This window comes from Cellulomonas sp. NEAU-ZC6 (assembly GCF_056844425.1).
Genome location: NZ_JBXFYH010000004.1, coordinates 141,695 through 166,625, shown reverse-complemented (window position 1 = coordinate 166,625; position 24,931 = coordinate 141,695). Strand labels below are relative to the sequence as shown.

Here is a 24,931-nt window from a genome sequence, read left to right as displayed (position 1 = left end):
GCCCTGACGCACCCCTCCCGACGCCTCGACGCGGGTCGCTCAGCACGAGCGGCCCGCGTCGGGGCGTCACCGGGCAACGACGGACGAGAGACATGACTTCCACCTCCATCACCGGTCCGCTGCAGCCCACCGGCGCAGCGGACGGCCCCGCACCCGACGGCGACACGCCGTCCCCCGGGGCCAGGCGCCGCTCGCGCGGCGGGCTGGGCCGCTACCTGCTGGTCCGGTTCCTGCTGATCATCCCGACCATCTTCATCCTGGTCACGGTCGTGTTCGTGCTGATGCGCGCCACCGGCGACCCGATCACCGCCGCGCAGGGCGGCCGGCTCCCCGCCGACCAGCTCGCCGAGCGGATCCACCAGGCCGGCTACGACCGGCCGATCCTCGTGCAGTACGGCGAGTACCTGATGAACCTGCTCCGCGGGGACTTCGGCACCACCCTCAGCGACAGCCGGCCCGTCACCGAGGTGCTCACCACCTTCGGTGCCGCGACCCTCGAGCTCGCGCTGTACGCCCTCGTGGTCGCGTTCCTGGTGGGCATCCCCTTCGGCCTGGCCGCCGCGTACTTCCGCGACAAGGCGCCGGACGCGCTGCTGCGCGTCTTCGCGATCTTCTGCTACGCCACGCCCGTGTTCTTCGCCGGCCTGCTGCTCAAGCTCGTGTTCGCGGTGCAGCTGGACTGGCTGCCGGTCGCCGGGCGCGCGTCGACGCGCTCCGAGATCGAGATGCGCCAGCTCGACAGCACGACGGGCATCTACCTGCTGGACGCCCTGCGCACCGGCAACGGCGAGGTGATCGGCGACGTGCTCACGCACGCGGTGCTGCCGGCGCTCACGCTCGGCCTGCTCACGGCGGGCGTGTTTCTGCGCCTGGTCCGCACCAACGTCATCGGCACGCTCGGCTCGGGCTACGTGGACGCGGCGCGCTCGCGCGGTGTGCGCGAGACCCGCCTGCTGCGCAAGCACGCCTACCGGCCCGCGCTGATCCCGATCGTCACCGTCATCGGCATGCAGGTCGCGATGCTCCTGGTCGGCGCCGTGCTGACCGAGACCACCTTCGAGTGGCGCGGGCTCGGCTTCCAGCTGTCCGAGTACCTGCAGGCCCGCGACTTCGTCGCCGTGCAGGGCATCGTCGTGATGCTCGCGGTGATCGTCGCGGTGACCAACTTCCTGGTGGACGTCATCGCCGCCCTGATCGACCCGAGGGTGAGGTTCTGACATGGCGACCGCCACCACCGCCACGACCCCGACCGAGTCCGGCCGCGCCCGCCGCGGCTGGCGCACGCTGCCCGTGGTGCACCAGCTCCGGCAGAGCGTGGGCCTGCAGCGCGCGATGCTCGTCATCGGCCTGGTGCTCACCGCCCTGCTGATCCTCGGCGCCCTCCTCGCGCCGCTGCTCGCGCCGTACGGCTACGGCCAGCTGCGCGACGCCGACGGGGCGTTCGGCGCCCAGCAGGCACCGTCCGCCGAGCACTGGTTCGGCACCACCGTCGGCGGCTACGACGTGCTGTCGCGGGTCATCTGGGGCTCGCGCACCGCGCTGCTCGTGATCGTCATCGCCATCGCCGCGTCGCTGTTCATCGGCGTGCTGCTCGGCCTCCTCTCCGGCTACTTCGGCGGCTGGCTGGACCGGGTGCTGGTCGTCGTCGCGGACGCCGTGTACGCGTTCCCGTCCCTGCTGCTCGCCATCGTGCTGGCCATCGTCATCAGCGGCGGGCAGTCGTCGATGATGGGCGGGGTGCTGGCCGCGGCGCTGTCGATCACGGTGGTGTTCACGCCGCAGTACCTGCGGGTCGTGCGCGCCGAGACGATCCGGATCAAGTCCGAGGCGTTCGTCGAGTCGGCCCGCGTGATCGGCGCGAGCAACAGCCGCATCATGTTCAAGCACGTGCTGCGCAACGCCACCCGCACGCTGCCGCTGATCATCACGCTCAACGCGTCCGAGGCCGTGCTCACGCTGGCCGGGCTCGGGTTCCTGGGCTTCGGCATCGAGCCGAGCCAGGCCGCGGAGTGGGGCTACGACCTCAACCGCGCGATCGCCGACGTCACCAGCGGCATCTGGTGGACCTCGGTGTTCCCGGGCGTCGCCATCGTGCTCACCGTGCTGGGCATCACCCTGGTCGGCGAGTCGCTCAACGACCTGGCGGACCCGCGGCTGCGCACGCGCCGCGCGTCGGCCGACGTGACCGGGGACGTCGCCGCGACGTCCGTCGTGCCCGGCGGTGCGCTCACCGCGCCCGGCGGGGTGGAGGGCCTCGAGCCCGGGACGGAGGGTCCCCGATGAGCACCGTCCCCGACGCACCCCAGCAGGCCGCCACGGCGCCGGTCGTGGAGATCAGCGGGCTGTCCGTGTCGTTCGCGACCGACGCCGGCAACGTCCGGGCCGTCGACGGCGTCTCGCTGAGCGTGCGCGCCGGCGAGGTGCTGGCCGTGGTCGGCGAGTCCGGCAGCGGCAAGTCGGTCACCGCCAAGACCATCCTCGGCCTGCTGCCGTCCACCGCCACCACGCGCGGCACCGTGGTGCTGTCGTCCAAGGACGGCAGCACCCGGGACGACGTGCTGGACCTGGACAAGACCGGGCTGCGCCGGGTGCGCGGCCGGGACGCCGCCATGGTGTTCCAGGAGCCGTCCACGGCGCTCAACCCGGTCTACACGGTCGGCTGGCAGATCATCGAGGGCCTGCGCGCCCACGGGAAGCTCAGCAAGGCCGAGGCCCGGACGCAGGCGATCGACATCCTGCGCCGCGTCGGCATCCCCGACCCGGAGCACCGGATCGACCACTACCCGCACCAGTTCTCCGGCGGGCAGAAGCAGCGCATCGTCATCGCGCAGGCCCTGGTGCTGGACCCGGGCGTCATCATCGCCGACGAGCCCACCACGGCCCTCGACGTCACCGTGCAGGCCGAGATCCTCGACCTGCTGCGGCGCTGCCGCGACGAGTTCGGTGCCGCGATCGTCCTCATCACGCACAACATGGGCGTGGTGGCGGACCTGGCCGACCGGGTCGCCGTGATGTACCAGGGCGAGATCGTCGAGGAGGCCCCGGTGCGGCAGCTGTTCGCCGCCCCGGCGCACGCCTACACGCGCTCGCTGCTGGAGGCCGTGCCGCGCATCGGCGGGGGCGGGGCGCACGCCCGGGCCCGCGCCGCCGCCCGCCCGGCCGGCTGGGCCGAGCAGCAGCCCGTCGTGCAGGCCCGCGACCTCGAGATCACCTACCCGGGGCGGCTCCGGCAGCCCGGGTTCCGGGCGGTCGACAGGGTCTCGCTGGCCATCCGCCCGGGCGAGGTCGTCGGCCTGGTCGGCGAGTCCGGCTCCGGCAAGACCACCATCGGCCGCGCCATCGCCGGGCTCACCCAGGTGACCGGCGGGTCGCTGCAGGTGCTCGGCGTCGAGATGAACGGCGTCAAGGAGCGGCAGATCCGGCCGATCCGCAGCCGCGTCGGGTTCGTGTTCCAGGACCCGGCGACCTCGTTCAACCCGCTGCTCACCATCGCCGAGTGCGTGGCCGAGCCGCTGGTGGTGCACGGCCGGGCGCGCGACGCCCGCGCCGCGCGGGCCAAGGTGGACGAGCTGCTGGAGTCGGTGCAGCTGCCGCGCGCCTACGGCGACCGGTACCCGCACGAGCTGTCGGGCGGGCAGCGCCAGCGCGCGTCGCTCGCCCGGGCCATCGCGCTGGACCCCGAGCTGCTGATCGCCGACGAGCCGACCTCGGCGCTCGACGTGTCGGTGCAGGCCCGGGTGCTGGAGCTGTTCGCGGAGCTGCAGGAGCAGCTCGGGTTCGCGTGCCTGTTCATCAGCCACGACCTGGCTGTCGTGGACCTGCTCGCCGACCGGATCGCGGTGCTGCACCGCGGCTCGCTGGTCGAGGAGGGCACCGGCGAGGAGGTGCTGGGCGCTCCCCGCGAGGAGTACACCCGGCGGCTGCTGGCCAGCCTGCCGGTGCCGGACCCGGTCGAGCAGGCCGAGCGGCGCGAGGCGTGGCGCGCGCTGGTCTGACGCGAGGCCGCATCCGCGAGGGTGCACGAGGAACGGCGAGGGCGTACCCGGGTGGGTGCGCCCTCGTCGCGTCTGCGGCTGCTGCCGGCCGCAGACGCGACGAGGCCGGATCCGGCCTGGGGACCGCGGCCGGGTACGGCGTGTCGCGTGCGACGGTGGGCGGCACGCCGACGAGGGAGGTGGCCGGGTGGAGCCGCGCGAGGTGCTGCTGGACGTGCTGCGCTGGTGGGACACGTTCGTCCGCAGCCCCGGCCTGGGCGGGCTCGCCGCGGTCGGCGCGGCGTGGGTCGGGTTCCGGCAGTGGCGCCGGCAAGGACGGGCCGAGCTCGACGCGCGCCGGGAGCGGGAGACGGCCGACCGCCGGACGCGGCGGGACGAGCAGTGGTGGCGGGTGTACCGGCTCGCGCACGCCGACCGTCCTCCCCGCCCCCGCAGGGCCACACAGCGCGAGAAAGTGCTGTTGCGGGCGCTTCTGACGGGCGCGGAGACTGGGATGCAGAGCGCTGCGGCCTCCGCGCTGCTCGAGGCGTACGCGCCGGCCACGACCGACGACGAGGAGGGCACCCCTGATGGCGACGAACGCTCAGGACGATCGTGACGGCGCGGGTGCTTCCGGCGCCTCACGCCCGACGCAGGGCACCGAGATCGACTTCGAGGAGCTGCGCGCGCAGGCGCAGGCGAAGGCCGAGCGCCTGTACGCCGAGTGGCTCGCCACCGGTGAGCCGATGCACCGCATCTAGCCGCGCCACTGCTCGGCGGAAGGCGCGACCGGGATCGCGAGCACCGGGCGGCGGCGCCGCGAGGAATACCCCCAGGGGGTATAGCGTTCTGCTCCAGGACGGGCACGCCGGTGCCCGGGCGAGAGGGGCACGACGTGCACGGCTACAGCAGCGACAAGGACGACTACCTCAAGCGCCTCAAGCGCATCGAGGGCCAGGTCCGCGGGATCGCCCGCATGGTCGACGAGGACGTCTACTGCATCGACGTGCTCACCCAGGTGTCCGCCGTGACCAAGGCGCTGCAGGCGGTGAGCATCGGGCTGGTCGAGGACCACCTGGGCCACTGCGTGGTGGACGCCGCCCGCCAGTCGCCCGAGGCCGGCGCCGAGAAGGTCCGCGAGGCCTCCGAGGCCATCGCCCGCCTCGTCCGCTCCTGATCCCCTGAGAGGAACCACCACCATGAGCCAGACCACCACCTTCGCCGTCGACGGCATGACCTGCGGCAACTGCGTCCGCCACGTCACCGAGGAGCTCACCGCGCTGCCCGGCGTGACCGACGTCCGCGTCGACCTGGTCGCCGGCGGGTCCTCCCCCGTCGTCGTCACGTCCGACGCCCCCCTGACCGACGAGGCCGTCGCCGCCGCCGTGGACGAGGCGGGCTACGCGGTCACGCCGCGGAAGTCGCTGCTGTGACCACCGAGCAGCAGGCGGCGCTCCCGGCGCCGGTCGTGACCGTCGACCTCGCGGTCGAGGGCATGACCTGCGCCTCCTGCGTCGCGCGGGTGGAGAAGCGGCTCAACCGGGTGCCGGGCGCGCGGGCGACGGTGAACCTCGCGCTGGAGAGCGCGCACGTCGAGGTCGCCCCGGCCGAGGACGGCAGCACGCCGAGCACCGGCGCGCTGGTCGAGGCTGTGCGCGCGGCCGGGTACGACGCCACGGTCACCGGGCGCCGGGACCTCGGCGCGCCGACCGCCCCGCAGCACGACGGGACGCACGACGGGACGCACGCCGACCACGGGCGCGAGCACGCCCTGTCCGGCCACAGCATGGCGCCGGGTCACGACATGGACCCGGACGAGGACACGTCCGCCCCCGTCGACGGCCGCGGCGCCGACCTGCGCCGCCGGCTGCGCGTGGCGGCGGTGCTGACGGTCCCGGTCGTGGTGCTGTCCATGGTCCCGGCGACGCAGTTCCGCGGCTGGCAGTGGCTGGTCGCGGCGCTCGCGCTGCCGGTCGCGACCTGGGCCGCCTGGCCGTTCCACCGTGCGGCCGTGCGCGCGGCCCGGCACGGCGCCTCGACGATGGACACCCTGGTCTCGATCGGGATCGTCGCCGCGACGGGCTGGTCGCTGTGGGCGCTGCTGCTCGGCGGGGCGGGGGCGCTCGGCATGACGATGACGCCGACGCTGTGGCCCGCCGCGGACGACGGCATGGCCACGCACATGCCCGAGCTGTACTTCGAGGTCGCGGCGGTCGTGACCACGTTCCTGCTGGCCGGGCGGTACGCCGAGCATCGGTCCCGCCGCCGGGCCGGGGACGCGCTGCGCGCGCTGCTCGACCTGGGCGCGAAGGACGTCGCGCTGCTGGTCACGGGCGCCGACGGCCGCCGCACCGAGCAGCGCGTGCCGGTCGACCGGCTGCGGGCGGGCGACGAGTTCGCGGTGCGGCCGGGCGAGAAGGTCGCGACCGACGGCGTCGTGGTCTCCGGCACCAGCGCGGTCGACACCAGCCTGCTGACCGGCGAGCCCGTGCCGGTCGACGTCGGGCCCGGGGACGAGGTCACCGGTGCCACGATCAACGCCGGCGGCCACCTGGTGGTCCGCGCGACCCGGGTCGGCGAGGAGACGCGGCTGGCCCAGATCGGCCGGCTGGTCGCCGCGGCGCAGACCGGCAAGGCGCCGGTGCAGCGGCTCGCGGACCGCATCTCCGCGGTCTTCGTGCCGGTGGTGCTGGTGCTCGCGGCCGGGACGCTCGCCGTCTGGCTGGTGTCCGGCGCCTCCGCGCAGACGGCCTTCACCGCCGCGGTGGCGGTGCTGATCATCGCCTGCCCGTGCGCGCTCGGCCTGGCCACCCCGACGGCGCTCCTGGTCGGCACCGGCCGCGGCGCGCAGCTGGGCGTGCTGATCAAGGGCCCGGAGACCCTCGAGCAGACCCGCACCGTCGACACCGTGGTGCTGGACAAGACCGGCACGGTGACCGAGGGCCGGATGGCGCTGGTCGACGTGCTCGTCCCCGCGGGGGCGGACGGCGGCTCCGCGGACGAGGTGCTCCGGTACGCCGGCGCGGTCGAGCAGCTGTCCGAGCACCCGATCGCCCGCGCGGTCGCCGAGGCCGCGCACCGGCTGACGCCGGTCGCCGCCGGGGTCGGCGGCGACGGCGTCGGGATCGGCACCGACCAGGTGCACGAGTTCCGGGCCGAGGCCGGCCGCGGCGTGAGCGGCGTGGTCCGCGCGGCCCACTCCGGCGTCGGCCTGTCCCGGCGGGTGCTGGTCGGCCGGCCGACGTGGCTCGCCGACGCCGGCGTGCGCGTCGACGACGACCTCGCCGGGCGGTTCGCCGCCGCCGAGGCCGACGGCGCCACCGCGGTGCTGGTGGCGTGGGACGGCCGCGCCCACGGCGCCCTGGTGCTGCGGGACCCGGTCAAGGCCACCTCCCGGCAGGCCGTGGCGGAGCTGCGGGCCGTCGGCCTGCGTCCGGTGCTGCTGACCGGTGACAACACGGGCGCGGCGCACGCCGTGGCGCGCGAGGTCGGCATCGCCGCGGACGACGTGGTCGCCGAGGTGCTGCCGGCGGACAAGGTCGACGTGGTGCGCGGCCTGCAGGCCGCCGGCCACCGGGTCGCGATGGTCGGCGACGGCGTGAACGACGCCGCCGCGCTCGCCACGGCCGACCTCGGCCTGGCGATGGGCACCGGCACGGACGTGGCCATCGAGGCCGCCGACGTCACCCTGGTCCGCGGGGACCTGCGGTCGGCCGCGCAGGCGGTGCGGCTGTCCCGGTCCACGCTGCGGGTGATCAAGCAGAACCTGTTCTGGGCGTTCGCCTACAACGTGGCGGCGATCCCGCTCGCCGCGCTGGGGCTGCTGAACCCGATGATCGCGGGCGCCGCGATGGCGTTCAGCTCGGTGCTGGTGGTCGTGAACTCGCTGCGGCTGCGCCGGTTCGCCTGAGCTACCGTGCTCCCCAGCCCCACCCCGAGCCCAGGAGGCACCGTGCCCGCGTCCCGTCCCGTCCTCGAGATCGCCGTGCAGGACCTGGCCGGCTACCGCGTGGCGGCGAACGCGGGTGCGGCGCGGACCGAGGTCTGCGGGGCGCTGGCCGCGACGGGCGGCCTGACGCCGAGCGCCGGCCTCCTGGCGGCGCTGGTCGCCGAGCGGGACGAGCGCGCCGCCCGGGGCGCGGGCCGGACGGGCATCCACGTGCTGGTCCGGCCGCGCCCCGGGTCGTTCGTGTACGACGCCGACGAGGTCGCGGTGCAGGTGGCCGACGTGCGTGCGGCGGTCGGGACCGGCGCGGACGGCGTCGTGGTCGGCACGCTCACCGCCGACGGCCGGGTGGACGCCGCGGCGCTGGCCGAGCTGGTGGCCGCGGCGGACGGCCGCGAGGTGACCTTCCACCGGGCCGTGGACGCGGTCGCGGACCCGCTCGCCGTGCTCGACGCGCTCGCCGCGGCCGGCGTGACCCGGGTGCTGACCTCCGGCGGCGCGGCGCGCAGCATCGACGGGGTGCGACGGCTGGCCGGGATGGTGGAGCACACCGCCGGGGCCGTGCAGGTGATGGCCGGCGGCGGCGTGCGTCCGGTCGACGTCGGCGCCCTGGTGGCGGCCGGGGTCGACGCCGTGCACCTGTCGGCGAGCCGCCCCGTGGCGGACGACGGCGGGCCGGGCGGCGGCGGGACGTCCGGCTACACCGTCACGGACCCCGACCTGGTCGCCGAGGCCGTCGCCGCCCTCGCCCGGGCCTGACCGCTCTGCAGGACCTGCGGCGCGCGTCGCGCGGACCCAGCCCGCGTCCAGGCGACGGTCAGCCCCCGGGCCTACGCTGCGGTGCGTGACCGCCGAGCCGCCGACCCCTGCCCCCGCGGCGTCCGGGGCACGCGCGCCCGCGGCGCCCCGGGACGCCTCCGGTCCGGCCGGCCCGGGTGCCCCGCCCGTGTCGGACCGCGCCTGGCGCCGCCGTCTGACGGCCGAGGTGTGGATCGTGCTCGGCCTGTCGCTCGGCAAGTCGGGCGTCTACGCGCTGGTCAACATCGTGGCGCGGCTGACCGAGGGCACCCCGCTCGCGCAGCAGAGCGCGACGCTGAACGCCAGCCGGTCCCCGCGCCCCTACCTGGACCTCACGTACCAGCTGCTGTCGATCGGGTTCGCGCTGGTGCCCGTGGCGCTCGCGCTGTACCTGCTGTCCGCGGGGGGCCGCAGCGCCGTGCGGCGGATCGGCCTGGACGGGTCCCGGCCCGGTCGCGACCTGGCGGTCGGCGTCGGGCTCGCCGCGCTGATCGGGCTGCCCGGCCTGGCGCTGTACGCCGCCGGGCGCGCGGTGGGCATCACGGTCGAGGTGCAGGCGGCGGCGCTGGCAGCCGCCTGGTGGACGGTGCCCGTGCTGGTGCTGTCGGCGCTGCAGAACGCGCTGCTCGAGGAGGTGATCGTGGTCGGCTACCTGATGGAGCGGCTGCGGGACCTGCGCTGGCGGACGCCGGCGATCCTCGTCACCAGCGCGCTGCTCCGCGGCTCGTACCACCTGTACCAGGGGATCGGGCCGTTCGTGGGCAACGTCGTCATGGGTCTCGTGTTCGCCGAGTACTACCGGCGCCGGCGGCGCACGATGCCGCTCGTCGTCGCGCACACGGTGCTCGACGTGGTGGCGTTCGTCGGGTACGCGCTGCTGCCGGTCGCGTGGCGCGAGGCCCTCGGCATCCGGTGAGGGGTCAGGCGGCGGGCGTGCCGTCCACGGGACCGCGGGCCTCCCGCAGCTGCCGCGCCAGCGTCCGCGTCGCGAACCCGGACACCAGCATCACGACGCCGGCGACGAACGCGAACAGCCCGTACACGGTGAGGATCACGTCGACCGTGCCCTGCGGCTTGATCGCGAGCAGGAGGCCGAACAGGAAGCCGACCAGGCCGAACACGAGCGTCCCCGACCACGCCAGGTCCCGCGCCCGGTACTGCGTCACGGCGACGATCACGGCCGTCACCCCGAGCACCAGAACCCAGAGCGCGAGCAGGTAGAACAGCACCAGCGCCGTGACGTCGGGCCACAGCATGATCAGCGCGCCGAACGCGATGCTCACCAGGCCCTCGGTGAGCAGCCAGCCGAACCCCGGCCGGCCCCGGGCCAGCAGCGCCTGCAGCAGCACGACGGCGCCGTCCACGACCGCGAACACGCCGAAGACCCACACCAGCGCCACCAGCGTGCCCAGGGGCTCCACGAGCAGCAGCAGCCCGAGCACGATCATGAGCACGCCGCGCAGCACGGGCAGCCACCACACCGAGCGGAGCACCGCCGCGATCCGGTCGTCCAGGTCCTGTGCCACGAGCGCCTCCCGAGGGTCGTCCCGACGCCACCGGGTGAGTCGCGGCGCCTGCTCGCCGTCACGCTAGTCCGCCCAGGTCATCCCCGCGACGGAGGCGTGACCCGGCGGGCCTCATCCTCGGGGACCCAATTGACCACGGACCGCCCGGAGGACCCCCTGGGTGGGGTCCGCGCTGCCTAGACTCCACCTCATGCCCGACGCCTCGACCAGCGCGCCGGCGGCGGCCGGGCGACCCGGCGGGACCGCCGCCGGGGCGGGTGCCGCACGCCCGGGGACGGACGGCCTGGGACGGCCCCAGGTGGTCGACACCCCCGAGGTCCGGGTGCACCACCCGAGCGACCTGCTCGGCGTGGTGCTCACCCTGCTCGGTGCCGTCGCCGTCATGGTCCTGGCGACCTACGCGCACAACACGACGACCGGCGTCGCGGAGGACGTGCAGGGGTTCGCCACGCTGCTGCGCCAGCTGCTGATCGTCCCGGTCGCGCTGCTGGAGAGCGTCGTCACGTTCATCGTGCCGATCGCCGTGCTCGCGGAGCTCGCGATCCGCCGGCTCGGCCGCCAGATGGTCGAGGCGTCCGTCGCCGCCATCGTCGCGGTGCTGGTCACGTCCAGCGTGTCCTGGCTGATCGAGCGGCTCGGCTCCGACCAGCTGGTCGCCGGGCTGTCCGTCCGGCTCGCGGGCGAGCTCACGCTCACCATCCCCGGCTACATCGCGCTGATCGCGGGCCTGCTGACCGCCACCGGCCCGCGCAACCGCCGCCGCACGGTCGCGTGGTCCTGGAACCTGGTGTGGGTCGCCGTCGGGATCATGGTGATCACCGCGGGCGTCTCGCTGCCCGGCGTCGCCGTCGCCCTGCTGATCGGGCGCGCCACCGGCCTCGCCGTGCGCTACGTGTCGGGGGTCCGGTCCGAGCGCGCCTACGGCGCCAGCCTGGTCGCCGGCGTCCGGCGCGCGGGCTGGCACCCGCTGGTGCTGGTGCGCGTGCCCGGCGAGGGGGCTCCGGAGCACCCCGAGCCGCTGCCCGGCACCCCGGCCGCCCGGGCCGTGGCCCGGTCCACCGACCACCGCGTGTACGAGATGACGACCGACGACGGCCGGATGCTGGACGTCGTGGTGCTGGACGGCGACCGGCAGGTGGTCGGCGTCCTCAGCCGCCTGTGGCGGTCGCTGCGGCTGCGCGGGCTGGACGGCCGGTCCGTGGTGTCCCTGCGGCAGGCCGCGGAGCGCGCGGCGCTGCTGTCCTACACCGCGACCGCGGCCGGCGTGCGCACCCCGCAGCTGCGCGGCATCGGCGAGGCCGAGTCGTCGATGATGCTGGTGCAGGACCGGGTGCCGGACGCGACACCGCTGGCGGACCTGGAGCCCGAGCAGATCACGGACGCCGTGCTGCAGGAGATCTGGGCGCAGCTCGGCACCGCGCACGAGGCCGGGCTCGCGCACCGCACGCTGACCAGCGACGCGATCCTGGTGTCCGGGGACGCCGAGCGGCCGACGGTGTGGCTGGTGGGCTGGGAGCAGGGCGACGTCGCCTCCTCCGACCTGGCCCGCCGGATGGACCGGACCCAGATGGTCGCGCTGCTCGCCCTGCGGGTCGGGCCCGCCCGGGCGCTGGAGTCGGCGGTGGCCGTGCTCCCGGAGGGGGACATCGCCGCGATCGGCCCCCTGCTGCAGACCATCACGCTCCCCCGCCGGACCCGCGAGGAGCTGCGCGCCCACAAGGAGGTGCTCGCGGAGCTGCGGTCGGCGCTGGTCGCCCGGCTGCCCGAGGCCGACGTGCAGCCGGTGCAGCTGATCCGGTTCGGCGCCCGCGCCGTGCTGACCATCCTGCTCACGACCGCCGCGGTCATCATCCTGCTGACGTCGATCAACCTGCAGACCATCCTCGACGCGCTGCAGTCGACGGACTGGCGGCTCAGCCTGCTGGCGTTCGCGCTCGGGATGGCGACGCTGTTCGGCGCCGCGCTGTCGCTGGTGGCGTTCTCCCCGGTCAAGGTGCCGCTGTGGCGAGCGACGGTCGCGCAGTCCGCGGCCACGTTCGTCGCGCTGGCCGCCCCCGCCGGCATCGGCCCGGCCGCGCTCAACCTGCGCCTGCTGACCCGCCGCGGCACGTCCACCTCGCTGGCCACGGCGACGGTCGCCCTGGTCCAGGTCGCGCAGTTCGTCGTCACGATGCTGCTGCTGCTGGCGCTGTCGGTCGCGTCCGGCACCAACCAGCTGGAGCGGTTCACCGTGTCGCCGGTGGTCGTCGTGGTGGTGGGCGTGCTGGCGGCGCTCGTCGCCGGCGCGATGCTGGTGCCCCGGGTGCGGCAGTGGGTGGCCGCGAAGACGCTGCCGACGCTGCAGCAGACCTGGCCGCGCCTGATCGAGGTGGTGGGTCAGCCGTCCCGCCTGGCGATCGGCATCGCCGGCAACGTGCTGACCACGTTCGGGTACATCCTCGCGTTCGAGGTGTGCCTGCGGGCCTTCGGCCAGGAGCTCTCGCTGGTGCAGGTCGCGATCGTCTACCTGGCGGGCAACACCGCCGGCTCGATCGCCCCGACCCCCGGCGGCATCGGCACGACGGAGATCGCGCTGGCCGGCGCGCTGTCGGTGGTCGGGGTCAACCCCGGTGTGGCGACGTCGGTGGCCGTGCTGTTCCGGGTGCTCACGTACTGGCTGCGGATCCCGGTCGGCTGGGCGTCGATGCGCTACCTGCAGCGGGTCGGCGAGCTCTAGGGCACGACGGAGCCGGGGTCGCGCGGCGCGACCCCGGCTGCGTCAGGCGCTCAGGAGGCGGAGGTGCACTCGCGCTGGGCCGGCACCAGGTCGCCGTGGCCGACGGCGCGTGCCGCCGCGATGCGGGACCAGGCGGTGAGGCGGGCGGTGACGCCCTCGGGGCGGAGGTCGGAACCGGTGCGGTCCCGCTCGGCAGGCTCGTAGAAGCCACGCTGTTCCATGACGGATCCTTCGTTCGGCAGCCCGGCTGACCTGCGGGGGTCCCGTGGCTTTGCGTCCCCTCCTCGCGGAGAGTTTGCTCTTGTCGCTGACGAGCCGACTGTAGGCCCGCGCCCGCCCCGGCGGAAGGGGGGTGCCGCGACTGGGTGTCACAGAACCCCCATTTCACCCACTCGGCTCATAACGGACATATGGCGCGGGCCCGTGGCGAGCCTGCCGTCCCGCCGCGGCTCAGGGCGCCGGCACCGCCACCGCGCGCAGGAACGCCTCCAGCAGCGGCCCCGAGGTCGTGGACCCGAAGTCGCCCGTCTCGACGAACACCGCCACCGCCAGGTCGCCCTGCGCCGCGATCATCCACGCGTGGTTGGCCAGCTCGGCGCCCGAGCCGTACTGCGCGGTGCCCGACTTGGCGATCACCTCGGGGCCCGGCACGTCCTGCAGGAAGTCGCCGCCGCCCTCGGTCACGACCGCGCGCATCATCGTCCGCAGGGCGTCGGCCTCGGCCGGCGTGAGCGGCTGCCCGGCCTCCGGTGCCGGGGTGGCGGCCGCCTCGTCGAGCACGAGCCGCGGCGTCACCCGGGCGCCGGCCGCCACCGACGCGGCGACGGTCGCCATGCCGAGCGGCGTCGCCTGCACCCGTGCCTGGCCGATCATCGACGCGGCGTGGTCGGTGCCGGTCGCCTCGGCGGGCACCGAGCCCAGCGCGGCCGCGAAGCCGAGGTCGGCGTCCTCGACCAGGCCGAGCGCCTCGGCCGCCGCGGCCAGCGACTCCTGCGGCGCGGTGCCGGCGGCGGTGAGGAACGCCGTGTTGCACGACTCCGCCACGGCGGTGCGCAGCGGGATGTCGCCGAGCGCGTCCGCCGGGTAGCCCGGGTAGTTCTGGAACTCCCGCCCGTCGACGGTCGCCGTCGGCGGGCAGGTGACCACGCTGTCGGGCGTGAGCCCGGCGCGCAGCAGCGCGAGCGAGGTCGCGACCTTGAAGGTGGAGCCCGGTGCGTACAGCCCGAGCGTGGCGGTCGACATGCCGCCGCCGCCCGGTCCGCTGGCGGCCGCGAGCACGTCGCCGGTGGACGGGCGGACCGCCACCACGGCGCTCGCGCTGCCGGTCACGCCGGCCACCACGTCCTCCGCCGCCTGCTGCACGGCCGGGTCCAGCGTGGTGCGCAACGGCGCTCCGACCTGTGGTTCCACGTGGAACAGCTCGCGCTCCTGCGCGTCCCCGGCGGTCGCCACGACGGTCAGGCCGGGCAGGCCGCGCAGCTGCTCGTCGAACTGCTTCTGCAGGCCCCCGAGCCCGGTCAGGTCGCCGCCGACGACCGCACCCTCGGACTCCTCGACGATCTCCGCCGTCGCCGGGCCGACGGTGCCGAGCACCGGGCGCGCGAACGCGCGGTTCGGGGCCAGCGGCAGCGTGGTCGGCACCGCGTTCACGCCCGGCAGCGTCGACAGGGCCGGCACGTCGTAGGCCGGGTCGCCCTCCCGCACGACGATCGCCTCGACGAACGCCTTCTCCCCCGCGGCCGCGACCTGCGCGGCGTAGGCCTCGACGTCCAGGCCGACGGCCGTGGCCAGGCCGCGCGCGGCGGCGTCCGCCTGCTCCGGGGCGACCCGGGTCTTGTCGATCCCGACCCGGAACACCGGACGGGACTCCACCAGCACCGCGTCACCGGCGCCCAGCACGTCCGCCCGCTCGGCCTGGACGCGCCGCACCTGCAGGGTCTCGCCGGCGGCCAGGTCCGGAGCCAGCAGCATCGGGCTCCAGCGGGCCCGCCACTCGTCCTCCACCCGGACCAGGTTCGCGTGCGTCGTGTACGTCCAGTCGTTCGCGCTGCTGTCGACGTCCCACGTGTACGTCAGCTCGACGGACGCCGCGGCCTCGTCGCCCTCGGCGGCGACGACCGCGCCGGCCTCGACGGCCGGCTCCCACGGGTCCAGACCCTCGTACGCGGCGGTCCGCGCGTCGGCGGCCTCCGCCGCGGTGCCGCCGTCGAGCGGCACGTCGGCGAAGTCGCCCGACGCCAGCGCGTCCGCGAGCGCCTCGGCCGTCGCCTGCCCGTCGTCACCGCTGCCGGTGCACGCCCCCAGGACCCCGACCAGCGCGAGCACCACGCCTCCCGCGACGGGACCCCGGAGGCGCCGTGCCCGCGTCCCCGGCGACCCGGCCCGCGCCGGACCGACCTGCTGACCTGCTCTGCCCCCCACGGACCTCACCGACACCTCCGACGCTCGGCCCGGGCGCGCGCCGCGGGCACCGTCAGCCTAGGGAGGCCGACCTGCCCGGACGGGCGGAACGGCGCGGCGACTTCGCAGCGGACCTGTGCCGGTCCTGTGCGCGGCCACCGGTTGACGGCCCGCCCGGTCCTGTCTGGAATGGACGGCATGTCGCCTCCTGACCGGCCCTGCAGTCCCGTGCGGCGAGCCCGCACCCCGCGCGCGTCACGAGCGGGGGCTCGCCGCTGATGGACTCCGAGACCTGGGGCAGCATCGCCCTCGTCCTGCTCTTCATCCTGGTCGGCGGGGTGTTCGCCGGCACCGAGATCGCGCTGGTGTCGCTGCGCGAGAGCCAGATCAACCGCCTGGAGCGGCAGAGCGCCCGCGGCGCGCGGGTGGCCGCCGTGGCGCGGGACCCCAACCGGTTCCTCGCCGCCGTCCAGATCGGCGTGACGGTCGCCGGGTTCTTCTCCGCCGCGTACGGCGCCTCCACCATCGCCCCGGACTTCGCCCCCGCGCTCGAGTCGCTGGGCGTCGCCGAGGGCCTGGCCGGCACGCTCGCGCTGGTGCTGCTCACGCTGGTCATCGCCTACCTGTCCCTGGTGCTCGGGGAGCTGGTGCCGAAGCGGATCGCCCTGCAGCAGTCGGCGCGCGTCGCCCTCGCCGTCGCGCCCCCGCTCGACCGGTTCGCGAGCCTGATGCGCCCCGTCATCTGGCTGCTGTCCCGGTCGACCAACCTGCTGGTGCGGCTGTTCGGCGGGGACCCGCACGCCACCAGCGAGGAGATGACGGAGGCCGAGCTGCGTGACCTCGTCATCGCGCACCAGGGCCTGCCCGAGGACGAGCGGCGCATCCTGGGCGACGTCTTCGAGGCCACCGACCGGTCCGTGGCGGAGGTCATGCGGCCGCGCGGCGAGGTGCACTTCCTCGAGGCCCGCCTCACGCTCGCCGAGGCGCTGGACCAGGTCCGTGCGCAGCCGTGGTCGCGCTACCCGGTCATCGGCGAGGACTTCGACGACGTGCTCGGCTTCCTGCACATCCGCGCCCTGCTCGAGACGCCCGACCGCGAGCACGTGCGGGTCCGGGACGCCATGCGGGAGATCGTCGTGCTGCCCGGCACCAACAAGCTGCTGCCGTCGCTGTCCCGGATGCGCCGGGAGGGCGTGCACATCGCGGTCGTCGTCGACGAGTACGGCGGCACCGACGGCATCGTCACCCTCGAGGACCTGGTGGAGGAGCTGGTCGGCGACATCCGCGACGAGTACGACATGCCGGGCTCCTCGGGCGCCGAGGCGCGTGAGCGCGCGCCCGGCTCCTACGACGCCGGCATCACCATCGAGGAGTTCTCGGAGCTGACCGGCGTCGCGCTGGCCGACGGCCCCTACGAGACGGTGGCCGGCTTCGTGATCGCCCGCCTCGGCCGCCTCGGGGCGGTCGGCGACGGGGTCGAGGTGGACGGGCACCGGATCGAGGTCACGGCGGTGGACGGGCGCCGGATCGCCCGGGTGCGGGTCGTCCCGCCGCCCGAGGAGCCCGCGCCGGACGCCGGGTGACCGCCCACCGGGTGCGGGGCGGGGGACGGTGGGTCACCCTGGTCGGCACGAGCTGCCCGCCGGTGCAGCACCCCACAGGAGCGTGACCATGAGCCGTCGTCCGGACCGCCTCGTGCTGGACCCCGACCCCGGGGCCGTCGCGCACGGCCGGCGCTGGGCCGTCCGGCAGGCGGAACGGGCGCACGCCACCCCCGAGGCGACCCGGACCGTCGAGCTGCTCACCAGCGAGGTGCTGACCAACGCCGTGGTGCACACGCGCGCGCACCGGCACATCGACCTCACGGCCGAGTGCCGGGGCGACTGCGTCCGGGTCAGCGTGACCGACCCCGACCCGACGCTCCCCGTGGTCCGGAGCGGCAGCCCGGGCCGGGCGGGCGGGCACGGGATGCGCATCGTCGACGCCCTCGCCACCCGGTGGGGCATCGACCTGCACCCGGGCGCGGGCAAGACCGTCTGGTTCGAGACCCCGGTCGGCACCCTGGGACGCCTGCTCGCCGCCTGAGTCCGTCGCTCATCCGCCGCGGGGCTCCCGCGCGGGCCGCCGCCGGGCCAGGATGACGAAGCATGACGGCCCCCTCCCGGCCCCTCCCGAGCCGCCGCGCGCGGCTACGGGCCCTGGTGCGCGTGCTCGGCACGGTGGCGCTGCTGCTCGCCCTCTACCTGGGCCGGCCGTCCGACCGCCCCACGGCCGCGACGCTGGTCCTGCTGGTCGTGGGCCTGGTGGCGCTGGTGCTGGTGCTGGGCTGGCAGGTGCGGTCGGTCGTGCGGTCGCCGTACCCGGTGCTGCGCGCGGTGGAGGCGTTCGTGACCGCCACGGTGCTGTTCGTGGTGCTGTTCGCGAGCGGGTACGCCGCCCTGTCGGCGTCCGGCCCGGGTGCGTTCACCGAGCCGCTGGACCGCGTGGGGGCGCTGTACTTCACGATGACCGTGCTGGCCACGGTGGGCTTCGGGGACATCGCGCCGGTGACGGGCGCCGCCCGGGTCGTCGTCACCGTGCAGATGGTCTGCGGGTTCGCGTTCGCGGCGCTCGTGGGGCGCGAGTTCCTCGCGGCCGTGCGCCGGGCCCAGGAGGAGCCGCCGGACGCTCCGCCGGTCGCGTCCGGCCGCGACGGGGGGCGGGACGGCGACCCCCCGGACGCCGCCCCGCCCGCTCCGCCGGCCTGAGACCGCGTCAGGCCGTGGTCGCCCGGTGCACGCCGGTCCCGTTGCCGTCGGCCCTGGCGCCGTCCGACCGGGTCTGGCCGAGCGCGTGCGCCTTGAGCGTGGCGAACTCCTCCTGCGTGATCGCGCCGGAGTCGAGCAGGGTCTTGGCCTGCGCGATCTCCTGCCCCGGCGACGACCCGGCCACGTCCCGGATGTAGGCGTCGCTCGCGTCGCGGGCCGTGACGACGGCGCGGACGTTGCGCTCGGCCATCCCCCGGCCGCGGGCGATCAGGTAGACCAGCGCGGTGAGGAACGGCAGGAACAGCAGCGCCACCAGCCACACGGCCTTCCACCACCCGCTGAGGTCCCGGTCGCGGAACAGGTCGGTGATGATCGAGAACAGCGCGAACAGGTAGGCGACGAAGACGAACGCCCACACGAACCACCAGATGATGTCCCAGAAGTCGGTCCAGAAGTCCATCGCCCGACCCCCCCTCCCCGGATCCCGCCGAGGCGCTCCCGCCGGGCCGGTCCTGCCCGGCACCCGCGTGCCCTCGTGCCGGTCACCACGCTAGGCCGCCGCCTCGCGGCCGGGACCACCCGTCGTGGATGAGCCGGAGACGTGCGCGACGGGCCGGAATGCCGCGGGTCGGGCACCGGTTCGCACCGGTATGAAGGCAGTCGAGTACGAGAAGTTCGGCGGGGCCGACGTGCTCCGCGTCGTCGACCGGCCGGAGCCGCACGTCGGCCCGGACACGGTCCTGGTGAAGGTCGTCGCGGCCTCTCTCAACCCGGTGGACTACAAGATCCGCGAGGGCTACCTGCAGGGCCTGATCGACACCCACCTCCCGGCGGTGCCCGGGTGGGACGTCGCGGGCGTCGTGGTCGAGCCCGGCCTGGACACCCCCGAGCTGGTCGCCGGCGACGAGGTGCTCGCGTACGCGCGCAAGGACGTCGTATCCGGCGGGACGCTCGCCGAGTACGTCGCCGTCCCGGTGCGCACGGCGGCCAGGAAGCCGGCGGACCTGTCGTTCGAGCAGGCGGCGGCCCTGCCGCTCGCCGGCCTCACGGCGCTGCAGACGGTGCGTCGCTCGGGCCTCGGCGCGGGCTCCACCGTGCTGGTGCACGCCGCGGCGGGTGGTGTCGGCTCGATCGCCGTCCAGCTCGCGGTCCACGCCGGTGCGCGCGTGGTGGGCACGGCGTCGCCGGGCAACCACGACTACCTGCGCTCGCTCGGTGCCGAGCCGGTCGCCTACGGCGACGGGCTGGTCGCGGCCGCCCGCGCCGCGGCGCCCGACGGGTTCGACGTGGTCCTGGACTACGTGGGCGGCCAGGCGATGGACACCGTCGCCGACCTGCTGCGACCCGGCGGCACCGTCGTGTCGATCACCGACGCGCGCGCCCGCGACGAGTTCGGCGGCCAGTACGTGTGGGTCCGCCCCGACCCCGCCGGCCTGGCCGAGCTCGCGGACCTCGCCGCGCGCGGGGTGGTCCAGGTCGAGATCGCCGAGACGTTCGACCTGGACCACGCGGCCGACGCGTACCGCGCCCTGGAGACCGGGCACACCCGCGGCAAGATCGTCGTCCGCGTCTGACCCGCCGGCCGCGCGCGTCAGACGGCGCGCGCGGCCAGCAGGTCCCGCGTCACGGCGTGCCGCGGCGCGCCGAACACCTCCGGGACCGTGCCCTGCTCCACCACGTGGCCCGCGCTCATGACGAGCACCCGGTCGCACACCCGTCGCACGACGCCGAGGTCGTGCGACACCAGCACCATCGCCACCCCGCTGGTCCGGCGCAGCTCGACCAGCAGGTCGAGGATCGCGGCCTGCACCTGCACGTCGAGGGCCGACACCGGCTCGTCCAGGAGCAGCACCCGCGGCTCGGACGCGAGCGCCCGGGCGATCGACACCCGCTGCCGCTGACCGCCCGACAGCGTGCGCGGCCGCCGGTCCAGCACCGCGGCCGGCAGGTGGACCCGGGCCAGCAGCCCCGCGCACGCGGCCTCGAGGTCCGCCCGGGCCGGCGGCCGCGGCGCCGTGGCCAGCGCGGCCCGCAGCACGGCCCGCACCGTCAGCCGCGGGTCGACCGACCCCAGCGGGTCCTGCGGCACCAGCCGGATCCCGCCCCGGCGCGCGCGCCGGTCCCGCTCCGCGAGCGCCGACCACGGCCCGCCGTCCAGCAGCACCTCGCCGGCGTCCGGCACGTCGGCCGCCAGCAGCAGCCGCGCCAGCGTCGTCTTGCCCGACCCGGACTCGCCGACCAGCCCCACCGCCTCACCGGCGCGCACCTGGAGGTCCACCCCGGCGACGGCCTCGACCCGGCCGCCGCCCGGCAGCGGGAAGGCCCGGCGCAGGTCCCGGCCCTCGAGCACCGGCGCACCCGGCGGCGGCACGTCGCCCGGGCCCGCGCCGAGCCGGGCCGCCGCCACCAGCGACCGCGTGTACGCCGCGCGCGGGGCGTCGAGCACGGCCGCGGTCGGCCCCTCCTCGACCACCAGGCCGTCGCGGAGCACCACGACCCGGTCCGCCACCCGCGCGACGGCGCCGAGGTCGTGCGTCACGAGGACCACGGCGGTCCCGGCGTCCCGCAGCCCGGCCAGCAGGTCGAGCACCCGGGCCGCGACCGTCGCGTCCAGCGCGGTCGTCGGCTCGTCGGCGACCAGGAGCGGCGGCCGTCCGACCACGGCCGAGGCGATCAGCGCGCGCTGCCGCATGCCGCCGGACAGCTCGCCGGGCCGCTGCCGGGAGCGGACCTGCGGGTCCGGGAGCCCGGCGTCGGCCAGGGCGGCGAGCACCCGCTCGGCCCGGTCCACCCGGGAGACCCGGGCCGTGCCCGGACGGCGCACCGCGAGCGCCTCGCCCACCTCGGCACCGACGGTCCGCAGCGGGTCGAGCGACCCGAGCGCGTCCTGCAGCACCAGACCGACGTCGCGGCCGCGCGCCGCACGCCAGTCCCGCGCCGAGAAGGCACGGGCGTCCCGGCCGAGCAGCTGCAGCCGGTCCGCGCGCACGTCGGCACGGGCGCCCTCCCCGGCCAGACCGACCAGCGTGCGCGCCAGCACCGACTTGCCGGCGCCCGACCCGCCCACCACGGCGACGCACTCCCCCGCCGCGACCCGCAGGTCCACGCCGTGCAGCACCTCCGCGCCGCCGGGGAACGTCACGCGCAGCCCGGCCACGTCGAGCACGGGCGGCCCCGGCCGCACGCCGTCGACCCCGGTCACGCGGCCACCGCCCCGACGCGCCGGCCCAGCACGGTCAGCGAGGCCGCGGTCACCGTGATCGCCAGGCCGGGGAACACCGTCAGCCACCAGGCCGTGTCGATGTAGACGCGGCCGGCGTTGAGCATCGCGCCCCACTCCGGCGACGGCGGCAGCGTGCCCAGGCCCAGGAAGCTCAGCGCGCACACCCAGACGACCGCCTGCCCGATGCCGAGCGTCGCGACCGACACCAGCGGCCACAGCGTGTTGGGCACGACGTGCCGCACCAGCACGGTGCCGGGCGCGTGCCCCTCGAGCCGCGCCGCCTCGACGTACCCGCTGGTCGCCACGGAGCGCACCCGCGCCCGGAGCATCCGCGCGTAGCCCGGCGCGGTCGCCGCCCCGACCGCGAGCACGGACGCCTCCGTGCCGGCCCCGAGCACCGCGACCAGCAGCAGGGCCAGCACCAGGGTCGGCAGGGCGAACAGCACCTCCAGCACGCGGCCGATGCCGGCGTCGAGCCAGCGCGGGCCCAGGCCGGCGGCGAAGCCGAGCACCAGGCCGGCCCCGACCCCGATCGCCGTGGCGGCGGCGCCGATGCCCAGCGAGGCCGCCGCCCCGTGCACCACCCGGGTGTAGACGTCGCGCCCGGACTCGTCGGTGCCGAACCAGTGCGCGGCGTCCGGGGCGGTGAAGGCCGCGCGGGCGTCGATCGCGTTCGGGTCGCCCGGCGCCAGGAGGTCGGGCCGCAGGACGGCGACGGCCATCCACACGACCGCGAGCGCCGCGAGGACGCCGGGCACGCCGAGACCGCGGAGCCCGCGGGCCGCCCGGCCGGCGGCACGGCTCGTGACGGCTGCCGGCGCGGTCACCCGAGCACCGCCGGCTCTCCCGCCCGCGGGACCGGCGCCGCGACGGCCGTGCCCGCGGCCCGGGCACCCGACCGCAGTCGCGGGTCGAGCAGCCGCTCGACCACGTCGACCAGCACCATCACCACCACGTACGCGAGCGCCACGACGACGACCGCGCCGACCACCACGGGGACGTCGCGCTGCATCGTCGCGTCCAGCAGCAGCCGCCCGAGGCCGGGCCGGCCGAACAGCGTCTCGACGACCACGGCGCCGCTCAGCAGCGAGCCGAACGCCCAGCCGGACAGCGACACCGCGGGCAGCACGCCGTGCCGCAGCGTGTGCCGCCACAGCACGCGGACGGGTGCGGCGCCGCGGGCCCGGGCGCTGGTCGCGAACGGTGCCGCGGCGGCCTCCTCGAGCGAGTCGCGCATCACCTGGCCCAGGAACCCGGCGACGGGCACGGCCAGCGTGACGGTCGGCAGCACCAGGCCCACCGGGTCGGTCCCGCTGCTGGTCGCGGGGAACCAGCCGAGCGTCGAGGAGAACACCACGATCAGCACGGCGCCCAGCCAGAAGTGCGGCAGCACGGCGGCGACGACCTCGGCGCCGCGCAGGGCCGCCGCGCAGGCCCGGCCGACGGGACCGGACGCCCGGACGGCGGCCGTCGCGACCGCGAGCGCCAGCACCCACGCGAGCGCGAGGGACAGCACCGCGAGGAGCATGGTGCCCGGCAGCTGCTCGGCGAGCAGCTCCGCGACCGGCACCCGGCGCGCGTAGGAGTCGCCCAGGTCGAACGTGGCCACCCGCCAGAGCTGCACCAGGTACTGCACCACCAGCGGCTGGTCCAGCCCGTACTGCGCCCGGGCCGCGGCGACCGCCTCCGGCCCGGCCTGCGAGCCCGGCCCGCCGAGGATCGCCTCGGTCGGGTCGCCGCCCGCCGCGCGCAGCGCGAAGAACACGACCGTCGCCACCACCCACGCGACCAGCACCGCCGAGCCGACCCGGGCCAGCAGCCAGCGCAGCCACCCGGGCCCGCGGCGGAGCATCACCCCAGCCGCGCGTCGAGGAACGTCGGCGTGGCGACCGTGCCGAGGGTGCGCATGCCGGTCACGCCGCTGGTCAGGAAGTGGTTCTGCTGGTCGTACAGCGGGAGGATGTAGAACCCCTCGAGCACGATCTGCTGCGCCTGCCGGTACAGGTCGGCGCGCTCGTCCGCGTCGGCCGTGGCGGACGCGGAGTCCAGCAGCGCGTCGAGCTCGGGGTCGGTGACGCCGGCGTGGTTCGCGAAGTAGCCGCTCGGCGCGGGCACCGTGCCGTCGGAGTGGTAGAGGATCCGCAGCACGTCCGGACCGACCTTCGTGTACGGCGCGGAGACGGCCTCGTACTCGTGCGCACCCAGGGCCCCGTACCAGGCGGACAGGTCGAGCGGGGTCAGCACGACCTCGAACCCGACGGCCTTGGCGTTGGCCTGGATCTGCTCGAACAGCGACTGCTCGGCCGCGACCGACTGGTTGGTGCTCACGGGGAACCGGACGGTGAGCCGCCGGCCGTCCTTCGTCCGGTAGCCCTCGTCGTCGCGCTCGGTCCAGCCCGCCGCGTCCAGCAGCGCCTCCGCCGCGTCGACGTCGGTCGTGAACAGGTCGGGGTCCGCGTACGCGAGCGGCTCCGCGCTGGACAGCGGCGACGTCGAGCGGGTCGCGGTGCCGGCGAACAGGGTCTCGATGCCCGGGTCGGGGTCGGCGGCGCGGACGAACGCCTCGCGCACCCGCACGTCGTCGAACGGCGGCTGCGCGCTGTTCAGCTCGATGCGGTTGGACGAGCCGGGCCGCGGCGCGTCGACGTGGGCGATCGCACCGTCCTGCGCGGCGTCGGCGGCCGCGATGGCGTCGGGCTGCGGGTTGTCGACCACCTGCACCTCGCCGGAGCGCAGCGCGGCGTACCGCGTCGCCGCGTCGGGGATGAACCGCCAGACGATCTCGTCCAGGTACGCCGGCCCGTCGTGCTCGGCCTGCGGGTCGCGGGCCACGTAGTCGGGGTTCGCCGTCAGGACCACCTGCTGCTGCGGGGTCCACTCGTCGACGACGAACGGGCCGGTGCCGATCGGCGCCGCGCAGTTCTCGTCCGTCCCGCGCTCGATGCCGGCCGGGGACTGCATCGCGGTCCACTGCATGCTGAGCGACTCGAGCAGGGCCGAGTCGGGCTCCGACAGGTGGAACCGCGCGTGCGTGGCGTCGACGGCCTCGACCTGCTCGACCTTCTGCACCGCCAGGTACCCGGTCGACGACCCCGTGTCCGGGTCCTGCAGGTGCGCGACGTTCGCCGCGACCGCCGCGGCGTCGAACGGCGTGCCGTCGGTGAACGTGACGTCGTCCGCGAGCGTGAAGTCCCACGTCAGGCCGTCGTCGCTGACGGTCCACTCGGTCGCGAGCCAGGGCAGGATCGTGCCGTCCGCGTCCCGGCCGACCAGCGGCTCCAGGTACTGCGTGCTGATCAGCGCCTGCGGGTAGTTGCCGCCGACGTGCGGGTCCAGGCAGGTGGGCTCGGCGTCGCCCGTCGCGTACACGAGGGTGCCGCCGTCGGAGGGCGTCGCGGCGTCGTCGGACCCGCCACCGGCGGTGCAGGCGGCCAGGGTCATCGCGACGCCGGCCGCGAGGGCGGCTGCGGCTCGCGCGCGAGCAGGACGGGGGGCGTGGGGCACGGGTCCACCTTCGACAGGGGTCAGCGGTTGTTGCACTGCGTCCAACAATAGGCGCGGCCGCACCGTCCGGGGGTCGGCCGCGGTGTGATCCCGGTCC

The 24,931-nt window shown here is 75.8% G+C and carries 23 protein-coding genes and 1 riboswitch; of the genes, 15 read left to right on the top strand and 8 right to left on the bottom strand.

The window, feature by feature from the left end; genetic code table 11:
* Window positions 1–92: 92 nt before the first annotated feature.
* The 10 genes from AC1050_RS16810 (at window position 93) to AC1050_RS16765 (ending at window position 9,634) form a co-directional block, all read left to right on the top strand.
* Window positions 93–1,217 (top strand): ABC transporter permease, encoded by a 1,125-nt coding sequence (locus AC1050_RS16810; RefSeq protein ID WP_482388554.1) that lies wholly within the window; start codon window positions 93–95, stop codon window positions 1,215–1,217.
* 1 nt (window position 1,218) lies between these two features.
* The gene (locus AC1050_RS16805; RefSeq protein WP_482388553.1) at window positions 1,219–2,283 is read left to right on the top strand and encodes an ABC transporter permease; all 1,065 of its coding nucleotides are present in this window, start codon (window positions 1,219–1,221) and stop codon (window positions 2,281–2,283) included.
* Window positions 2,280–3,995, top strand: a complete 1,716-nt coding sequence (locus tag AC1050_RS16800) for a dipeptide ABC transporter ATP-binding protein (protein WP_482388552.1) — start codon at window positions 2,280–2,282, stop codon at window positions 3,993–3,995. The genes AC1050_RS16805 and AC1050_RS16800 overlap by 4 nt, the downstream gene beginning before the upstream one ends.
* Before the next feature lie 187 nt (window positions 3,996–4,182).
* The gene (locus AC1050_RS16795; protein WP_482388551.1) at window positions 4,183–4,593 is read left to right on the top strand and encodes a hypothetical protein; all 411 of its coding nucleotides are present in this window, start codon (window positions 4,183–4,185) and stop codon (window positions 4,591–4,593) included.
* Window positions 4,565–4,735: a hypothetical protein gene (locus tag AC1050_RS16790; protein WP_482388550.1), complete on the top strand. Its 171-nt coding sequence runs from the start codon at window positions 4,565–4,567 to the stop codon at window positions 4,733–4,735. The genes AC1050_RS16795 and AC1050_RS16790 overlap by 29 nt, the downstream gene beginning before the upstream one ends.
* A gap of 134 nt (window positions 4,736–4,869) precedes the next feature.
* Complete coding sequence (locus AC1050_RS16785; RefSeq protein WP_482388706.1) at window positions 4,870–5,151, top strand: metal-sensitive transcriptional regulator; 282 nt, start codon at window positions 4,870–4,872, stop codon at window positions 5,149–5,151.
* A gap of 22 nt (window positions 5,152–5,173) precedes the next feature.
* A complete protein-coding gene (locus AC1050_RS16780) occupies window positions 5,174–5,407 on the top strand; it encodes a heavy-metal-associated domain-containing protein (protein ID WP_482388549.1) in 234 nt (77 codons plus the stop codon).
* Window positions 5,404–7,884: a heavy metal translocating P-type ATPase gene (locus AC1050_RS16775; protein ID WP_482388548.1), complete on the top strand. Its 2,481-nt coding sequence runs from the start codon at window positions 5,404–5,406 to the stop codon at window positions 7,882–7,884. The genes AC1050_RS16780 and AC1050_RS16775 overlap by 4 nt, the downstream gene beginning before the upstream one ends.
* A 42-nt stretch (window positions 7,885–7,926) precedes the next feature.
* Entirely contained in the window at window positions 7,927–8,679 is a 753-nt protein-coding gene (locus AC1050_RS16770; RefSeq protein ID WP_482388547.1) for a copper homeostasis protein CutC, read from the top strand.
* Window positions 8,680–8,764: 85 nt separating this feature from the next.
* Window positions 8,765–9,634 carry a CPBP family intramembrane glutamic endopeptidase gene (locus tag AC1050_RS16765; protein ID WP_482388546.1) on the top strand — a complete coding sequence of 290 codons (870 nt, stop codon included), beginning with the start codon at window positions 8,765–8,767 and terminating at the stop codon, window positions 9,632–9,634.
* 4 nt (window positions 9,635–9,638) lie between these two features.
* Here AC1050_RS16765 and AC1050_RS16760 read toward each other — a convergent pair whose 3' ends face one another.
* Complete coding sequence (locus AC1050_RS16760; RefSeq protein WP_482388545.1) at window positions 9,639–10,244, bottom strand: HdeD family acid-resistance protein; 606 nt, start codon at window positions 10,242–10,244, stop codon at window positions 9,639–9,641.
* A 190-nt stretch (window positions 10,245–10,434) separates the two neighbouring features.
* Here AC1050_RS16760 and AC1050_RS16755 point away from each other — a divergent pair, with 190 nt between their 5' ends.
* A complete protein-coding gene (locus tag AC1050_RS16755) occupies window positions 10,435–12,960 on the top strand; it encodes a flippase-like domain-containing protein (protein WP_482388544.1) in 2,526 nt (841 codons plus the stop codon).
* A gap of 50 nt (window positions 12,961–13,010) precedes the next feature.
* On the opposite strand, the gene AC1050_RS16750 is transcribed toward AC1050_RS16755, so the two are convergent.
* Both AC1050_RS16750 and AC1050_RS16745 read right to left on the bottom strand, forming a co-directional pair.
* A complete protein-coding gene (locus AC1050_RS16750; protein WP_482388543.1) occupies window positions 13,011–13,181 on the bottom strand; it encodes a hypothetical protein in 171 nt (56 codons plus the stop codon).
* A gap of 13 nt (window positions 13,182–13,194) precedes the next feature.
* Window positions 13,195–13,270, bottom strand: a riboswitch (cyclic di-GMP riboswitch).
* 140 nt (window positions 13,271–13,410) lie between these two features.
* Window positions 13,411–15,285: a penicillin-binding transpeptidase domain-containing protein gene (locus tag AC1050_RS16745; protein ID WP_482388542.1), complete on the bottom strand. Its 1,875-nt coding sequence runs from the start codon at window positions 15,283–15,285 to the stop codon at window positions 13,411–13,413.
* 353 nt (window positions 15,286–15,638) lie between these two features.
* Between AC1050_RS16745 and AC1050_RS16740 the strand changes: the two genes are divergently transcribed.
* The 3 genes from AC1050_RS16740 (at window position 15,639) to AC1050_RS16730 (ending at window position 18,107) form a co-directional block, all read left to right on the top strand.
* Window positions 15,639–16,943, top strand: a complete 1,305-nt coding sequence (locus AC1050_RS16740; protein ID WP_482388541.1) for a hemolysin family protein — start codon at window positions 15,639–15,641, stop codon at window positions 16,941–16,943.
* Between the two features lie 88 nt (window positions 16,944–17,031).
* Window positions 17,032–17,445, top strand: a complete 414-nt coding sequence (locus AC1050_RS16735) for an ATP-binding protein (RefSeq protein ID WP_482388540.1) — start codon at window positions 17,032–17,034, stop codon at window positions 17,443–17,445.
* Window positions 17,446–17,507: 62 nt separating this feature from the next.
* Window positions 17,508–18,107, top strand: coding sequence for a potassium channel family protein (locus AC1050_RS16730; protein WP_482388539.1), 600 nt, complete (start codon window positions 17,508–17,510; stop codon window positions 18,105–18,107).
* Window positions 18,108–18,114: 7 nt separating this feature from the next.
* Here the strand turns inward: AC1050_RS16730 and AC1050_RS16725 are convergent, their stop codons facing one another.
* Window positions 18,115–18,567 carry an SHOCT domain-containing protein gene (locus tag AC1050_RS16725; protein ID WP_482388538.1) on the bottom strand — a complete coding sequence of 151 codons (453 nt, stop codon included), beginning with the start codon at window positions 18,565–18,567 and terminating at the stop codon, window positions 18,115–18,117.
* A 190-nt stretch (window positions 18,568–18,757) separates the two neighbouring features.
* Between AC1050_RS16725 and AC1050_RS16720 the strand changes: the two genes are divergently transcribed.
* Window positions 18,758–19,681 (top strand): NADP-dependent oxidoreductase, encoded by a 924-nt coding sequence (locus AC1050_RS16720; protein WP_482388537.1) that lies wholly within the window; start codon window positions 18,758–18,760, stop codon window positions 19,679–19,681.
* A gap of 17 nt (window positions 19,682–19,698) precedes the next feature.
* Here the strand turns inward: AC1050_RS16720 and AC1050_RS16715 are convergent, their stop codons facing one another.
* The 4 genes from AC1050_RS16715 to AC1050_RS16700 are packed head-to-tail and all read right to left on the bottom strand — an operon-like array spanning window position 19,699 to window position 24,771.
* Window positions 19,699–21,309 (bottom strand): ATP-binding cassette domain-containing protein, encoded by a 1,611-nt coding sequence (locus AC1050_RS16715; protein WP_482388536.1) that lies wholly within the window; start codon window positions 21,307–21,309, stop codon window positions 19,699–19,701.
* A complete protein-coding gene (locus AC1050_RS16710; protein WP_482388535.1) occupies window positions 21,306–22,157 on the bottom strand; it encodes an ABC transporter permease in 852 nt (283 codons plus the stop codon). The genes AC1050_RS16715 and AC1050_RS16710 overlap by 4 nt, the downstream gene beginning before the upstream one ends.
* Entirely contained in the window at window positions 22,154–23,182 is a 1,029-nt protein-coding gene (locus AC1050_RS16705; protein WP_482388534.1) for an ABC transporter permease, read from the bottom strand. Before AC1050_RS16705 ends, AC1050_RS16710 begins: the two co-directional genes overlap by 4 nt.
* The gene (locus AC1050_RS16700; RefSeq protein WP_482388705.1) at window positions 23,182–24,771 is read right to left on the bottom strand and encodes an ABC transporter substrate-binding protein; all 1,590 of its coding nucleotides are present in this window, start codon (window positions 24,769–24,771) and stop codon (window positions 23,182–23,184) included. Before AC1050_RS16700 ends, AC1050_RS16705 begins: the two co-directional genes overlap by 1 nt.
* Between the last annotated feature and the right edge of the window lie 160 nt (window positions 24,772–24,931).

Excerpts from the sequence above, each read along its gene's own strand:
- AC1050_RS16750 (WP_482388543.1), bottom strand. The coding sequence starts at position 13,181 with ATGGAACAGCGTGGCTTCTACGAGCCTGCCGAGCGGGACCGCACCGGT.
- AC1050_RS16725 (WP_482388538.1), bottom strand. The coding sequence starts at position 18,567 with ATGGACTTCTGGACCGACTTCTGGGACATCATCTGGTGGTTCGTGTGG.
- AC1050_RS16705 (WP_482388534.1), bottom strand. The coding sequence starts at position 23,182 with ATGCTCCGCCGCGGGCCCGGGTGGCTGCGCTGGCTGCTGGCCCGGGTC.
- AC1050_RS16720 (WP_482388537.1), top strand. The coding sequence starts at position 18,758 with ATGAAGGCAGTCGAGTACGAGAAGTTCGGCGGGGCCGACGTGCTCCGC.
- AC1050_RS16700 (WP_482388705.1), bottom strand. The coding sequence starts at position 24,771 with ATGACCCTGGCCGCCTGCACCGCCGGTGGCGGGTCCGACGACGCCGCG.
- AC1050_RS16780 (WP_482388549.1), top strand. The coding sequence starts at position 5,174 with ATGAGCCAGACCACCACCTTCGCCGTCGACGGCATGACCTGCGGCAAC.
- AC1050_RS16735 (WP_482388540.1), top strand. The coding sequence starts at position 17,032 with ATGAGCCGTCGTCCGGACCGCCTCGTGCTGGACCCCGACCCCGGGGCC.
- AC1050_RS16790 (WP_482388550.1), top strand. The coding sequence starts at position 4,565 with ATGGCGACGAACGCTCAGGACGATCGTGACGGCGCGGGTGCTTCCGGC.
- AC1050_RS16740 (WP_482388541.1), top strand. The coding sequence starts at position 15,639 with ATGGACTCCGAGACCTGGGGCAGCATCGCCCTCGTCCTGCTCTTCATC.
- AC1050_RS16755 (WP_482388544.1), top strand. The coding sequence starts at position 10,435 with ATGCCCGACGCCTCGACCAGCGCGCCGGCGGCGGCCGGGCGACCCGGC.
- AC1050_RS16805 (WP_482388553.1), top strand. The coding sequence starts at position 1,219 with ATGGCGACCGCCACCACCGCCACGACCCCGACCGAGTCCGGCCGCGCC.
- AC1050_RS16800 (WP_482388552.1), top strand. The coding sequence starts at position 2,280 with ATGAGCACCGTCCCCGACGCACCCCAGCAGGCCGCCACGGCGCCGGTC.
- AC1050_RS16730 (WP_482388539.1), top strand. The coding sequence starts at position 17,508 with ATGACGGCCCCCTCCCGGCCCCTCCCGAGCCGCCGCGCGCGGCTACGG.
- AC1050_RS16810 (WP_482388554.1), top strand. The coding sequence starts at position 93 with ATGACTTCCACCTCCATCACCGGTCCGCTGCAGCCCACCGGCGCAGCG.